This is a genomic window from Algoriphagus sp. NBT04N3 (assembly GCF_019443765.1).
GTDB lineage: Bacteria > Bacteroidota > Bacteroidia > Cytophagales > Cyclobacteriaceae > Algoriphagus > Algoriphagus ornithinivorans.
In genome coordinates this window covers 840,849-854,485 of sequence record NZ_CP048415.1, presented here as the reverse complement: position 1 = coordinate 854,485, position 13,637 = coordinate 840,849, and the positions used below count along the sequence as shown (strand labels likewise).

At 35.4% G+C, this 13,637-nt stretch carries 11 protein-coding genes; 1 reads left to right on the top strand and 10 read right to left on the bottom strand.

All coding sequences use genetic code 11. The features are described 5' to 3' along the window. Nucleotides 1–2 precede the first annotated feature (2 nt). From GYM62_RS03750 to GYM62_RS03735, 4 genes are all read right to left on the bottom strand, one after another. Nucleotides 3–2,351: a polysaccharide biosynthesis tyrosine autokinase gene (locus GYM62_RS03750; RefSeq protein WP_219958362.1), complete on the bottom strand. Its 2,349-nt coding sequence runs from the start codon at nt 2,349–2,351 to the stop codon at nt 3–5. Nucleotide 2,352: 1 nt separating this feature from the next. Continuing rightward, nucleotides 2,353–3,180, bottom strand: coding sequence for a polysaccharide biosynthesis/export family protein (locus tag GYM62_RS03745; protein ID WP_219958361.1), 828 nt, complete (start codon nt 3,178–3,180; stop codon nt 2,353–2,355). A gap of 47 nt (nt 3,181–3,227) precedes the next feature. Beyond that, the gene (locus tag GYM62_RS03740; protein WP_219958360.1) at nt 3,228–4,523 is read right to left on the bottom strand and encodes a nucleotide sugar dehydrogenase; all 1,296 of its coding nucleotides are present in this window, start codon (nt 4,521–4,523) and stop codon (nt 3,228–3,230) included. A gap of 163 nt (nt 4,524–4,686) precedes the next feature. Beyond that, the gene (locus tag GYM62_RS03735) at nt 4,687–6,405 is read right to left on the bottom strand and encodes a capsule assembly Wzi family protein (protein WP_219958359.1); all 1,719 of its coding nucleotides are present in this window, start codon (nt 6,403–6,405) and stop codon (nt 4,687–4,689) included. Here GYM62_RS03735 and GYM62_RS03730 point away from each other — a divergent pair. Then, nucleotides 6,404–7,729 (top strand): right-handed parallel beta-helix repeat-containing protein, encoded by a 1,326-nt coding sequence (locus GYM62_RS03730; RefSeq protein WP_219958358.1) that lies wholly within the window; start codon nt 6,404–6,406, stop codon nt 7,727–7,729. The two genes, GYM62_RS03735 and GYM62_RS03730, sit on opposite strands and share 2 nt — an antisense overlap. Nucleotides 7,730–7,790: 61 nt before the next feature. Here the strand turns inward: GYM62_RS03730 and GYM62_RS03725 are convergent, their stop codons facing one another. The 6 genes from GYM62_RS03725 to GYM62_RS03700 form a co-directional block, all read right to left on the bottom strand. Beyond that, nucleotides 7,791–8,489 (bottom strand): WecB/TagA/CpsF family glycosyltransferase, encoded by a 699-nt coding sequence (locus tag GYM62_RS03725; protein ID WP_219958357.1) that lies wholly within the window; start codon nt 8,487–8,489, stop codon nt 7,791–7,793. Next, the gene (locus GYM62_RS03720; RefSeq protein ID WP_219958356.1) at nt 8,482–9,543 is read right to left on the bottom strand and encodes a glycosyltransferase family 4 protein; all 1,062 of its coding nucleotides are present in this window, start codon (nt 9,541–9,543) and stop codon (nt 8,482–8,484) included. Before GYM62_RS03720 ends, GYM62_RS03725 begins: the two co-directional genes overlap by 8 nt. Further along, a complete protein-coding gene (locus GYM62_RS03715; protein WP_219958355.1) occupies nt 9,540–10,547 on the bottom strand; it encodes an O-antigen ligase family protein in 1,008 nt (335 codons plus the stop codon). The genes GYM62_RS03720 and GYM62_RS03715 overlap by 4 nt, the downstream gene beginning before the upstream one ends. Before the next feature lie 229 nt (nt 10,548–10,776). Next, a complete protein-coding gene (locus GYM62_RS03710) occupies nt 10,777–11,838 on the bottom strand; it encodes a hypothetical protein (protein ID WP_219958354.1) in 1,062 nt (353 codons plus the stop codon). Next, nucleotides 11,831–12,769 (bottom strand): glycosyltransferase, encoded by a 939-nt coding sequence (locus GYM62_RS03705; protein ID WP_219958353.1) that lies wholly within the window; start codon nt 12,767–12,769, stop codon nt 11,831–11,833. The genes GYM62_RS03710 and GYM62_RS03705 overlap by 8 nt, the downstream gene beginning before the upstream one ends. Beyond that, a complete protein-coding gene (locus GYM62_RS03700) occupies nt 12,770–13,633 on the bottom strand; it encodes a glycosyltransferase family 2 protein (protein WP_219958352.1) in 864 nt (287 codons plus the stop codon). Nucleotides 13,634–13,637: the final 4 nt, after the last annotated feature.

The following is a 13,637-nucleotide window of genomic DNA, read 5'->3' as shown; positions in this document are numbered from 1 at the left end:
ATCTACTTTTTGTCGTCTTCGTAATACCCGTATCCATATCCATAGGTATATCCATAACCATAGGTTACTTTTTTCCCATCAACTCCATTAAATACACCGTAGATATTTTTGATTCCGTTTTTCCCCTTGAGACCATTTAAAGCTTCAACAAAGGAACGCTGGGAAAAATTCTGACGGAATACAAACAAAGTCAAATCTACGTGAGCCAAAAGATCGAGGGTTTCACTGACTAGCCCAACCGGAGGTGTATCAAGTATGATTACATCATATTGATTTTTCAATTCGTCGAGTAAATTCGAGAAATGTTCAGTAAAAAGTAATTCGGCAGGATTTGGAGGAGTTGGTCCAGAAACTAAAATATCCAAATTATCAAACTGAGTCTTTTTGATGATCTTATTAATATCTTTTTCTTGCTGACTTAAATAAGTAGATAGACCAACATCATTTTTCAACTTAAAATCTTCAAATATTTTTGGTTTACGCATATCACATCCAACCAAAATAGTCTTTTTACCTGTCAAAGAGTAGACTGATGCCAGGTTCATCGAACAGAATGTCTTTCCTTCTCCAGAAATAGTCGATGTCACCATTAAGGTTATCTGTTTATCCGCTGGTAATATAAACTTTATATTAGCCCTTAAGGACCTGAAACCTTCCGCAATACCTGATTTACCTTGATCAAATACAACGAGATTACTTTTCTTTTTATTAAATAAGATAGTTGAAAGAACGGGAACTTTTAGTTTGTTTTCCAAATAGGAAGAATCTTCAATCTTCGTCCTGAACACTTCTCTACCTAACACAAATCCTACAGGAACAAACAATCCCAATAAGATGGACATTAAGATGGTTCGCGCGAATTGAGGCTTAATTTGCTGAATTGTTGATGCTGGCTCAATAATTTTATTATCTGCTTTATTGGAAGCTTTAGTTATTGCTGCTTCGGCTCTTCTCTGCATCAAAAATGTATAAAGCCCTTCTGTAATGTCAAATTGTCTTCTAAACCTAATTAAATTCTGTTCAGTCTCAGGAAGATTTCTAAAGGATGCCTCAATACTGGCAATCCTACTCTCCAAATCCTCGATTAAAAATCTAGAATTGGTGTCCACATTAGTGAGTGCTTCTCTTATTGAAGCGTTTAGCTCTTTAATTTTTCTTTCTACCTCGATCACTATAGGTGACTCAGGGGTATTAGTTGCAAGTAATTCTGATTTCCTGTTCTGCAGAACAATCAAATTAGTGATCAAGGTATTTAAGATTGGATCCTCTATGCCCAGACCAGAAGGAACTACAATATCCCTGTAGTTTTCTCCAACAAGATAATCCCTCAACTTACCATAATAAGACCTTTTGAATTTCTCTTGTCTCAACTGTGTTTCATATTCCATCAGCTGTTCATAGACCAAAGAGCTTTCGCTTTCCAAATCGTAAATTTTATTGCTTGATCTAAAAGTCTGTAATTGGCTTTCGAATAATTTGAGAGAATCCGCTACTCCAGCTACCTGAGAATCAATAAAGTCTACTGTACTTGAAGATATTTCATTCTTCTCTCTCAATTCGATGTCAAGATAATTTTGCATCAAGGTATTGAGATAAATCTCACCTTTTACAGGATTTGTTGTCTCCAAAGAGAGGTCTAAAATAGATGCATTTCTATCAAGTCTTTTTATTTGAAGTCGACCAGAATACTCCCAAACCAAAGAGTTAATGTCTCTTAATTTTATAAAAATCTCTCCAGATTCCTCGATACCGGTTTTTTCAATTTTAAATTTAAAATTGTTAGTTTCTACCCATTCTCCAAACTTGAAAGTTTCAGGGTCTGGGATTATTGAAAGAGGGAAAACATTACCATCTGGAAGGATTTTTCTGTAATCATCATCTTCGAATGATACAGTATAATTTTCTTGATTATTCCAGGAAATTTTGATTAGCGAATTAATTATTTGAGGCGCCTTCCAATCAACTTCCACTAAAACTGGAATATTTTTATATACTTCATTATATATATAAGTTCCAGATTGATAGTATTCAACCTCAAAATCTAACTTTTGTAATGTTGTTCTTGCAATAGGTTTAGACTTAATTATGATTACCTCATTTTGAAGTCCAATATTTCCTGAATTCAGGATACTTGGAGAATCAAACAATGCAAGCCCAGATTCTTTTTCTTTTACGAAGAAAAGACTGGAAACCTTAAATACAGGGGTAGTTAATTTGGTTAGGAAATAACCTCCAACTGAAAAAAGAAAGACCGACAAAAAAATATAAGGCCAAATTCTTAAAATTTTAGGAATTATAGCCTTTAAATCAAGGTAATTGCTTTCCTTCAAATCGAACTCTTCTTCTTGCATTTTAATTTCTAGTCAGGGTGATAATGAGAGCTATTGTCGAAATAGCAGTAGTCAAAAATGTCAATGTTTGCAACACGTTGGAGCCAGTTCCTATTTCTCTCACCTTGAGTGGCTCAGCGTAAAGAACATCATTGGGTTTAATAAAATAAAACTCTGAATTCAGAATATTTCTATCGTTTAAATTTAACCTATGTACTTTAGACCCTTCTGGATACTGTCTGATTAAAACAATTTCATCTCTCTTTGCTAAAATATTAAGGTCTCCTGCTGTTGCAATTGCTTCAAAAATAGTTGCTCTATTTTGTAAAATTGCCTGTTTGCCTGGATTATTGAATTCTCCTAGTGCAGAAAACCTGATACCTCCTAACCTCACTCTCACGAAGAAATTACCCGCAGTTACAAACTTACTAAGTTTCTCCTCGATCTGAATTTTAGCCTCTTTCAGGTCTTTTCCCAGCAGATTGATTTCACCAATAAGAGGAAGCTCAACCACTCCATATTCATCTAGAGAATATCCATTGATAAAGAATATATCACCTCCATTTTGTCCACCCATCATTCCTGCATTGACATTGTCAGATCCTGAGATTTGAAGTAGCCTATTCAAATTTTCATCAGTTGTCGTCATTTGAATATCTACAATGTCATTGGGCTGAAGCTTATATTCTACTGCGTTGTATACAAAGTTTTCTGTTGTACTGACTAGGGCATCAGAACCTCCCAAATCTTGAAGGTAAATTACTTTTTTATTGGAAACGCATGAGGACAGAAGAAGAATGGATATGAAAATTCCACCAAATAATTTACTGCATCGACTGCTAAAATTCATATGAAGTTTGGATTTATTCCGTTCAAAATTAAAAACATTTTACTCTCTCACAATCTAGCATCTATGAAATCTTTATTTAAAATACCTTTCACATCATAAACCACCTGGTTGGACGATTTTTGAATTGGGAGATTTGTAAACTCCTTATGGGCGACTGCCAGAATTATCGCTGAATAATTATTCAAATCTAAACCATTTTCTTTGGATAATATATCTATTCCATATTCGTGTCTTACCTCGGTAGGATTGGCCCATGGGTCATATACATCTACCTCCATATCGAAAGATCGCAGTTCTCTGTAGATATCAATCACTCTGGTATTTCTAACATCAGGACAGTCCTCCTTAAACGTGAATCCCAAAATTAAAACCTTGGAATCAATCACTCTTAGATCTTTTCTCATCATCAATTTGATGACTTCCGTAGCTACATGCTTACCCATACTGTCATTAAGTCGCCTTCCAGCAAGAATGATTTCAGGGTGATAACCAACTTCTTGGGCCTTTTGTGCAAGATAGAAAGGATCAACACCTATACAATGTCCTCCCACTAAACCTGGTCTGAATTTAAGGAAATTCCATTTAGTCCCAGCTGCTTCCAATACTTCTTGAGTATCTATTCCCAACAAATTGAAAATTTTTGAAAGCTCATTTACAAAAGCAATATTGATATCTCTTTGAGAGTTCTCTATGACCTTGGCTGCCTCAGCAACTTTGATACTTGAAGCTTTATGTGTTCCAGCCGTAATTACCTCTCGGTAAAGTTGATCTACATATTCCGCGATTTCCGGTGTACTTCCTGATGTAACTTTTAAAATTTTTGAAACAGTATGCTCTTTGTCTCCAGGGTTAATTCTTTCTGGAGAATAGCCTGCAAAAAAGTCTTCATTAAATTTTAATCCTGATATTTTCTCCAAAACCGGAACGCATTCATCTTCTGTAACCCCTGGGTAAACTGTAGACTCATAAATTACCACATCACCCTTTTTAAGGAATTTGGCAATATTTTCAGAGGCCTTCAACATTGGTGTCAATACAGGCCTGTTGTGTCTATCGGTTGGGGTAGGAACAGTCACAATGTAAACATTGCAGTGAGCTAAAAAGTCTGAAGTAAAAGTAGGAAGAAGGCCTCTAGAATCGTTGGAATTAACCAAAACGGATTTTAATAATTCATCCTCAACCTCTAGAGTAAAATCTTTTCCAGATTTCAACTCGTTAACCCTTTTTTGATCAATATCGAATCCTACAACCGGAAACTTTTTAGCAAATTCAACTGCTAGAGGAAGCCCTACATAGCCCAGTCCTATTATGGCAATTTTAGATTCTTGAATTGGAGTTAGCATTTTATGATATTTTAATAATTTTCACAGCTTCGCCCTCTCAGTCACAAAGACTTAGCATTATTTTTTTTACAGGAGAGGAAATACTCTTCTAAAATGAGTACCAAAATTACTCACATTGTTATTAGATAAAAATATTTGAAGATTTTTCAGCACTTTATTCGTTTTAGAATTGGTATTGAAAATGAAATTGAAGAAAAGCACCTAATTGGTTAGAATTTTCAGGGAAATCTCTTCTGCTATTCTCCCCGCTTTTCCATTGGTAATTGTACGCATTAATCAATTGAGCTTTCCCGCTAAAGGTTAAGTTATTCCACTGTTGATCCCAAAGTAATGCAACACTGTAATCTATCCATGGTCTTACTTCTGGGGTTGTCCTAAATGCTCTGCTATAAAAATCTTGATGATTGACCAGTCTTTCTAAAAGAATCCCCTTCTTACTTAAACCTTTAACTTTAGCTATCTCAAAAGATTGAACATTGGAGCCTACCCCTGGGCCGGTTCCCAGAGCCTCACCATAGTTAGAAAAACCCCTAGCCTGTCCGTGAGTATGCCAAGTATACCCTCCACCAAATCCAGCGTACCTTATTGTTCTATTAATGGACTCTTGCTGATGAAGGATTTCAGATCTTATGGAAATAAATTCCTCTGTTCCTGGAATCGGAAAAAGCTTTTGGAAACCTAATAAAAAGGCTCTTGCATGTTCTGGATTTAAAATGGCTTCTCGCCAGTTGAAAGCGTGGTCCCTGCGTCCATACTCAAAATACATCTCTGCAGAAGCCTTGAAAGACTTAAACCTCCCAAAAAAAGTAACTTGTTGATCTCTTCCTTCGCTGTCTCTATCAAATCCATAAACCGTCTTTTGAAATGGCTCAATAACAGGCATATAGTCCATAAAGCTATTGCCCATTTGTCTTGAATATTGTTGATGAGTTCTGGCAAAACCAACTGAAATACCTTTCAACCATTTGGGTTGGTAACTAATTAATAGAGCATTCAAATATTTATAATCTCCCGTAAATCGATTAAAATACCTTTGATTTAAATTTGGCAATTGGGATGGGAAATAACCGGAATCCTCCAGTCTACCAATTAATAACTCACCTTCGAACTCACCCAAGAACGTTTTAGCTGGCCTTCTACTTCTCAATGTCAGGTGAGGAAAACTTCTGGCATTATTGCTAAATGTCAAAGAAGAGAATTGTCCCGGTCCCCAAAAAATATTTTCTGTGGAGATCCCCGTTTCTAAAAAACCCAATTGAATTGTAAACTTAGACTGTCCCCACCAAAGAAAGCTGATAGCCTGGTCACCAAATCTTTCAGGATAATCTCCAAAGCTCCAGTAAAAAAAACGTGCTCTGTTAACCGCATCAGAAAAATCTCCAGAATATCCTTGAAAAGCCCTATTCTGCAAGTAAACGAACTCTGGTGCAAGCTGAAGTCTGAAAATAAACCACTTGGCCGATAGACCAGTACTGGTATAGCTTGAAATGCCCACGTTAGGAAGTAATGGACCGTTTCCCCAACCGTAAGTCCGCTTAGAATTAAATGATATAGATTGACGTAAAGGAAGTAAGGAAAAATAATTTTGAGACTTTCTTGATTCAGTATTGGAAAAACTAGTATTTCCCCCTTTCCATACTTCCAGAAACTGCTTTCTGCCTAGATCTACCGGTCGCAGGTTCATAGAGAAATTATGCGCATTTTCTTCTAAGAGTTGACTCCTTCTAAAGTATTCTTCAATTACTGGATTTGAGGCAACAATGGTTTGAGAGTACCCTTCAATCCAAAAAAAATAGAAGAAGAAGAATAAGCCTAGGCCTTTAAAAAGTAGGTTCAGATTTAAATAAGTATTTTTAATAAATTTCATTTCTATACTACACATGAAAAAAATCTTTACTCTTCTTTTTTTAACCAACATCTTTTTCAACTCTCATCTCTACAGTCAAAGAATAGTTGACACAAGAAACTTAGGATTGGATACCACAGGAAATTCAGATGTGAGCTCTACTCTTAATAATATTATTGACAGTCTCTCATCAGCTGGAGGAGGTACAATTTTAATTCCTTCAGGTAAATTTCTTTTAGAAAATGCCATTATCCTTCAATCATTCATTCATCTAAAAGGAGTTTCAGAAAGTGAAACAATATTTTTTAGAAAAAAAGACTCCAAAAATTGGACAGACCCAAAAATCCAAGCACTAATTACAACCAATCCTTCAGTGAAAAATGAGGGGATTTCTGTGGAGAGAATATGCATAAATGGCAATTTTGAAAAAGGCCAGCTTTCAGCCAAAGGAGGTATATGCCTTCGAAATTGCATCAAATCAAGTATTAAAGATGTAACTACAGAAAATACCTGGCATGGTGTCGCATTTTATGATTCTAAAGAACAAAACACTGAAAACAGTATTGAAAATGTGAGCGTTTTCCGAGCCCAGGGATTTACCTCGAAAGATAATGCAGGAAGACCAAGGGGAATTTTGGTAATAGGTTCGGGCATATCGGTGAAAAACTCGAAAAGCTCTCAATCTGGAACAGGGTTTTATGCAGAAGGTGAAAATATAACGCTAATTAAAAACTTTGCTGAGTATTGGTTTGAGGATAACGGGTTTTATTTAATTGTAAATAACCTGAAAGTCAAAGACTGCAGCGCATTAGGAGGTGAATCTCCTAATACAGGTTTCGGAAGTGGTTTTGCAATCGCATACAAACAAGGAGCTTTGATAGAAAATTGCATCGCTGAAAATTGTAGTAATTATGGCTTTAGGATTCATGTTCCTCAATCCAATACTAAATTGATCAATAACCAAGCTATAGGGTGTGGTAATGGTTTTGGGATTGAAACTGCATCACATCCATACCCTGAGGTCTCGGAAAATTTATTGTTTCAAAAAAACATTGCTAGAAATAGTGGACTTCATGGTTTTCTTTTCAGGCAAATGAAGAATGTTCGAGTTCTGAATAACTCAGCTATTAATGGCAATCAAAGGGGAGTAACTCTCTCCACTCGAGGAGCTATTGCCATTAAAGAATACGTCTCAGATAGTCGGTTCAGGGGAAACTTGTGTTTGGATAATCAATTGAAAACTACCCAAATATTCGGCCTCTATAATTATTCTGTTGACCTGATTAATTCAGAGAATAAAAAGGCTAAAAATATTAAAATCAAACATCAATCAACCTCAGGAATGGATATCATTCAATAATTTTAATTCTTCTGATCCTCTCTATCCATAAATATTTAGCACTGAATACTGGTGAATCTATTTAATATTTTTTGAGAATCATGTTTTTTACAAAACCGACTAGCTTTAATTGTCTCTTCAACCTTTTAGGCTCTGTCACTAATCTGTAAAACCATTCCAGTTTCAGGTCAATCAAAAATTGAGGTGCCCTTTTCGTCTTTCCCGAATAAATGTCAAAACTCCCTCCTAAACCGATATAAATGGCCGGATGAATCTCAGAAAGTCTCATCATCAACCTTTCTTGAGCTGGTGAGCCCATAGCCACAAAAACATAATCGGGCTTTTTTATTTGAATATCATGGAATAGGTCCTCCATTTCATGAGGCTTTATATACCCATTTCGATAACCCGCTAAATTAATTCCGGGATATTCTTCATTTAATTTATCAACGGTAGACTGAATTATCTCTTCTCTGGCTCCAATAAAGTAAAATGATTTTTTCAGATAATGTTTTTCTACAAATTCTAACCAAAGCTCGACTCCCGGAATTTTAGCCACATTTTTGATTCCTTTTTGACCTAAAGCCCAAACTGCCCCTACTCCATCTGGATATCCAATATTTTTATTGATAACATCTTTCAGTTCTTGATCAGCATTCTTGATTTTTTCTGCGTTTACAGCTACTAAAATCTCATTCTTACCTTGAACATAATTTATTAAGGAAGCTTTATCCGGAAAGCCGAATATCCGTATGCCGTTTACATATCTAAATTCAGGCATAAAAAAGTTCTCTGAGCCATTGTCTGAGCCTTCCATTAACTTCCTCTGAATAGTATTGCTTGGCTGTAACAATTGCGTTTCTGGATAATTCTTCTCTGGATACATTTTCCAAACCATAAAACTCTAAAATTTTCTCCTTTAAGTCCTTAACGTTTCCTGACTCAAAGATGATACCGTTCGACCCATTTTTTAAATAAGATTCCATACCTCCCATTGCAGTTCCTATCACAGGTAAACCGCAGGCCATGGCTTCAATCCCAACTAAACCAAGGCTTTCTTCTAGCTGAGAAGGGAAAACCAATGCGTCCCAGTTTCCAAAAATGGCTCTTAATTGATTTTGAGGCACATTTCCAAGAAATTTAACTCTATCTTGAATCCCTAAGTTCACACAGAGCGTTAATAAATCATTTTTCAAAATTCCTGGCCCACAAATTTCAAGATTTAATTTAACTGTAGGCAATTCAGAAAATGCATGAATTAAAGTTTCTACTCCTTTTCCGGGATCCAGCCGCCCGACATATCCCAAAGTACCTTTGTTGCTCTCTTGAAAATTAATCGGATAAAAAAATTCTTTTTTCACTCCGCCCGAAGGAGAAACTTTTATACTCTCCCTATTTACTCCCAGTCTTTCTATCTTCTGTCTGAAAAAATCAGAAGGAATAATTATAAGATCTGCATGTCGAATCAACGATAAATTCCATTTTCTGAGGATTCTATATAATGGAGATGAAGCAGTAATATCAGTACCATGAGCATTCAAAACAATTTTTTTGGAAGATGAATTTAACCAAAAATGAAGAGGTATTAATGAATGTTGAAGAAAGTGGACATAGACTAGGTCAAATTCACCTTTATTTAATTTATAAATACATTCAATGAAGAATTTAACGTAGGCCAACAGCAAAGAGAAGCCATTTTTCTTACCCTGAATGATTGTTTTGTCGCTTATCTGAACATCCTCATCTTGAATTCCTTCTTCGAAATTTTTTACAAAAACCCCAAAATTGGGACTTACGCCTGAAGGATACATATTGGAAATCAAATAAATTTTCAACTATTCCAATATTTGAATCCAAGACTATTCAACATTCCAAGGCTTATTCCCAGCATGGCAGAATTAAATATATGCCCAGCCATAAATGAAACAAAAAGTAAAACGAGATTAATTGCCCAGATTGGAGATTTATTCTGTTTTTGATTTAGACTTTTTAAAGTGGCCCAAACAAATATTCCCAAAACAAGAGAAAGTCCAAGGAATCCATTCATAAATAGCAAATCAAAAAAATCAATTTCGATCGTATGCGGATTCCCATGGTATATACCCATCAACTTTAAAAACTCCTGATTCCCAACTCCAAATAAATAGTCCCAAAAAGAATACATTGAGGTATAAAAGGTCATTGCTCCTTGAACCATTTGATTTCTTCCAGATAAAATAAACGTCAAGAGATCTAGTTTATCATAAAAGAATGTAATCCTGTCTATCAGGCCCGTAGCTTGAATTCCCCAATAGATAATCCCAACTAAACCAATTACCAGAAGGGGAAGAGAGAGCAAACCCAAAAACCTCCCTAATGACATTCTTTTTGTGAAAAACTTTGGAACTTCAATGAGTCCAACAATTAAGATAATACCCAAAATTGCAGTCTTCGACGTATTCAATACGCCCAAAACCAACAATAAAAGGAAAAATAAAAATCTGGTGATTCCATTTAAACTCTTGGTTAAATACCAACAGACTCCTGAAAAAAGCAGGAAAATACCAGCCACTTCATTCCCAGCGAAAAAGAAGCCTCTCCCTCCTATTCCTTGCCCTTCAGGACTGTCATATTGACTATAACCAACTCCCAGCACTCCTAAAAAGATATTGAAAGCAATTAATATGAAATTAAACCACGCAAAACTCTTCCAATATGCTTTTAATTTCTCAGGACCAAGATCAAGATTTGAAAAGAATAAGAATGAAACAGGAAATAGAATCAGTTTAAGGTTATATCCAAAATTCCCAACAAATGTTGATGTGTCGCCTGAAAGCAAAGACTTAAATAATAGCGGCATTAAAAAAAATAGGATTAAGCCAAATGCTGCCAAAAATGCAAGGGGCCTCGTCCCTAATAAAAATAGAAGCATTCCGGCTAATAGCCCTATTTTGTATAATTGGGAAATACTAATCCCAATTTCTATCCTCATTAGCAAACCATTGAAACAGTCTACCAACAAATAGGTGAAGGTCATAAAAAGAAGAATGCCCTGAAGTAGGGCAAATACTGTCTGAAAGCTCTGACTTTTATTTAGCGCTGTCAAATTGACTTTTGAAATACGCGAGGAGAATTCTCACGAAAGCAATTATAACTCCCAAGAAAACTGATAATGCTAATATTAATGGGATATTTGGTTTGGATACTTGGTAAGAAACAACAGGCGGATTAATGATGGTAAGTTGTGGAATATCTTCCTGAACTTTGATTTTCGCTTGGTCGAGCTGAATAGCTAAATTGTTGTAAAGATTGCTGGCCAGGTTATATTCCGCTAGTAGTCTTTCCTCCTGAGCTCTTGCAGTAGAGAAGTTCAAATTTTGATTTCTATCTCTAAAGTTTGAAAGATTTTTTTGGGTGTCGTAAAATTTCGATTGTGCTTCAAAGAATCTCTCTTGAATAAACTCCAAATTTTGCTTGGCCTTTTCTGTTTTATACTCTGTTACATATTCAGATAGAAGTTCAAAAACATGCGCAGATACTTGAGCCGATACTTCAGGAGAAACCGTTTGGGTTTCTATGGAAATGGATCCGTTTTTGGGATCCTCAGTGAGTAGTATCAACTTTCTATATTCATTAAACATTGGAATCAATTCTCTTTGAGCAAAAACAAGAGAATCTTTAATTTCAGAGTCCAAATTTATTTGTGGAGGCTCTTCTCCAAACAAAACATTTGGTAAACCGATGGTGTATTTTTTGATTAAAGAAGGTATAGAAGGCCTTCTATTTTCCTCCACAAACAAACCTAATTTCTGTTTTTGCCCTTCAATTTCGATTGATTTCTTACTCAATCTCCACAAAAAAGGATAACTGTAAATAATTTCCTGATACAGCTGTGGAGATATATTGCCAGTTTCCTGACTATTAAAATCTCCCAAGTTTAAGCCAGACAACCCTCCCAATTGTCTCATGATGCCACCTGAAGAAGAATTATTTTGAGCTACAAATTTCAAGGTGGAACTATAATGATTTCTAGTCAAAAGAATGACTACCAAACCAAACCCTAGCATGATTAATAAGGATGTTAGCAACCTCTTTTTCTGCTTTGCGAAAAATCGGAATAATTCACCGATATCTACAGACTCATTAGCCATGGAATCTTTGGTTTTTCATTAAATATGATTTAAAAATACCTCTAAGTAAATTATTTCTAAGAAGTATTTGCACAATTTTGGTTTTCAAATCGGTTTCAGGAAAAAGGTATTTCAAATTCCTTTTTTCAAATTTTCCACTAATAATTGATTTAGAAATAGATGAAAACTGATATTTATTGGCAAACTTTTTCCAAAGAATAGTTAATTCTGGGTCTTGCACTTTTTCTAAAATCAAATTTACTGTTGAAAAAATATGCCCCGGAAAACTAACTTTAAATTCTTTAGATATCATGTTTGAACTATCAGCCCTATAGGAAGCAGAAAGATCATTGATAAAATGAATCCCCTTTTGAAGCCTAATTAACTGAATCCATAGAGCAACATCCTCCCCATGCGCCGGCAGTGATTCCGGAAAGCCACCTACTTGGTTAAATAACTTTTTATGAACCACGATTGCTGAAGTCCAAAATGGAGGAGAATTTTGAAGAGTTAATTCCAAAACTCTCTTTTCAGAGAAGAAAATTCTCTTTTCATTTATAGAGGTGGCTAAGGTAGATGAACTAAAAGTATTGCTTTTTAAAACTTTCCAAGAACTTGAAAAAAAATTTATATTCGGTTGTTTTGAAATTACCTCCAAAATATTCTGCAGGTGAAATTTTTCCCAAAGATCATCCGCATCCAAAAAAGCAAGCCAGTCATTTTTTGCCTGGGCAACACCAACATTCCTGGCAGCTCCAGGGCCAATTTGATTGGTTTGTATTAGCTTGATTCTAGGGTCATTGAAGGAATGAATAACAGAAAGAGAATTATCCGTAGAACCATTTTCTATCAGAATTAACTCGAAATCCTGATAGTCCTGGGACAAAACCGATTCTATTGTTTCTTTAAGCTCCTTTTCTTTGTTGAAAACAGGACAGATTACACTAAACATTTATTCTCGGCGAGCAGATTTTTTCCCTAAATGAAGGCTGATCATTTCCTTTACACCCACCCACTCCAAGTACCATCTAGCCTGAAAAAGACTTACTTTTTCCGTAAAAGATAAACCGGAAAATTTAAAAATCGTGATTGGAGGTCTTAATATCCATATGGTAAAACCCAGTTTTCTCACTAAGGAAAAACCTTCGAAGAAACTATAATACATCCCTCCGGCTGTTCTCTTTTTTTTATTGATTAAAGCCTGAAAATCTCTTCTTGATGGGTGTAATACAAGAGCTTTTTCTCCATAAGCTATGCTATGGCCTGCATCAGTCGCCCTTTTTGTCCATTCATAATCACCGCCTGACATTAGGTTTTCGTCAAAATTTCCTACTTGGTCAAAAACTGACCTCTTAACAAAAAGATTAGCCGTGATACTTTGCTTATTTACTAATACATTTCTGTCTTGACGAAATGAAAACCTACTTTCAAACAAAAAAGCCTTGTGATCTCCTCCCACCGGCTTAAAAAACTTCATTTTCCCACCAACCAAATCATACCCATTTTCCAGAAGAGCTATTCCCTCATTCAACCAATTTTTATCTGGAATGCAATCAGAATCCGTAAAAGCTATGAATTTACCTTTTGCTTTGCTGAGACCTAAATTTCTGGCAGCATAAGAACCCGGTTTTCCTTCCGTGAAAATTTTCACATTGGACTCAACAAAAAATTTTTCAGGAATTTCAGATTTCGGATCGTTATTGACAACGATAACCTCAAAACTATTGGCTGGAAAGTTTTGCTGATTTATGGCTTCTAGGCAACTAGAAAGTAAATGCCATTCCCTAAAAGTTGGAATAATTATAGAGACTTTCAATTAC

What these genes read in the sequence shown, in the direction of transcription:
- GYM62_RS03705 (WP_219958353.1), bottom strand. Translation starts at nt 12,769, where the DNA reads ATGTTTAGTGTAATCTGTCCTGTTTTCAACAAAGAAAAGGAGCTTAAA.
- GYM62_RS03745 (WP_219958361.1), bottom strand. Translation starts at nt 3,180, where the DNA reads ATGAATTTTAGCAGTCGATGCAGTAAATTATTTGGTGGAATTTTCATA.
- GYM62_RS03725 (WP_219958357.1), bottom strand. Translation starts at nt 8,489, where the DNA reads ATGCCTGAATTTAGATATGTAAACGGCATACGGATATTCGGCTTTCCG.
- GYM62_RS03715 (WP_219958355.1), bottom strand. Translation starts at nt 10,547, where the DNA reads ATGCCGCTATTATTTAAGTCTTTGCTTTCAGGCGACACATCAACATTT.
- GYM62_RS03710 (WP_219958354.1), bottom strand. Translation starts at nt 11,838, where the DNA reads ATGGCTAATGAGTCTGTAGATATCGGTGAATTATTCCGATTTTTCGCA.
- GYM62_RS03735 (WP_219958359.1), bottom strand. Translation starts at nt 6,405, where the DNA reads ATGTGTAGTATAGAAATGAAATTTATTAAAAATACTTATTTAAATCTG.
- GYM62_RS03730 (WP_219958358.1), top strand. Translation starts at nt 6,404, where the DNA reads ATGAAAAAAATCTTTACTCTTCTTTTTTTAACCAACATCTTTTTCAAC.
- GYM62_RS03740 (WP_219958360.1), bottom strand. Translation starts at nt 4,523, where the DNA reads ATGCTAACTCCAATTCAAGAATCTAAAATTGCCATAATAGGACTGGGC.
- GYM62_RS03750 (WP_219958362.1), bottom strand. Translation starts at nt 2,351, where the DNA reads ATGCAAGAAGAAGAGTTCGATTTGAAGGAAAGCAATTACCTTGATTTA.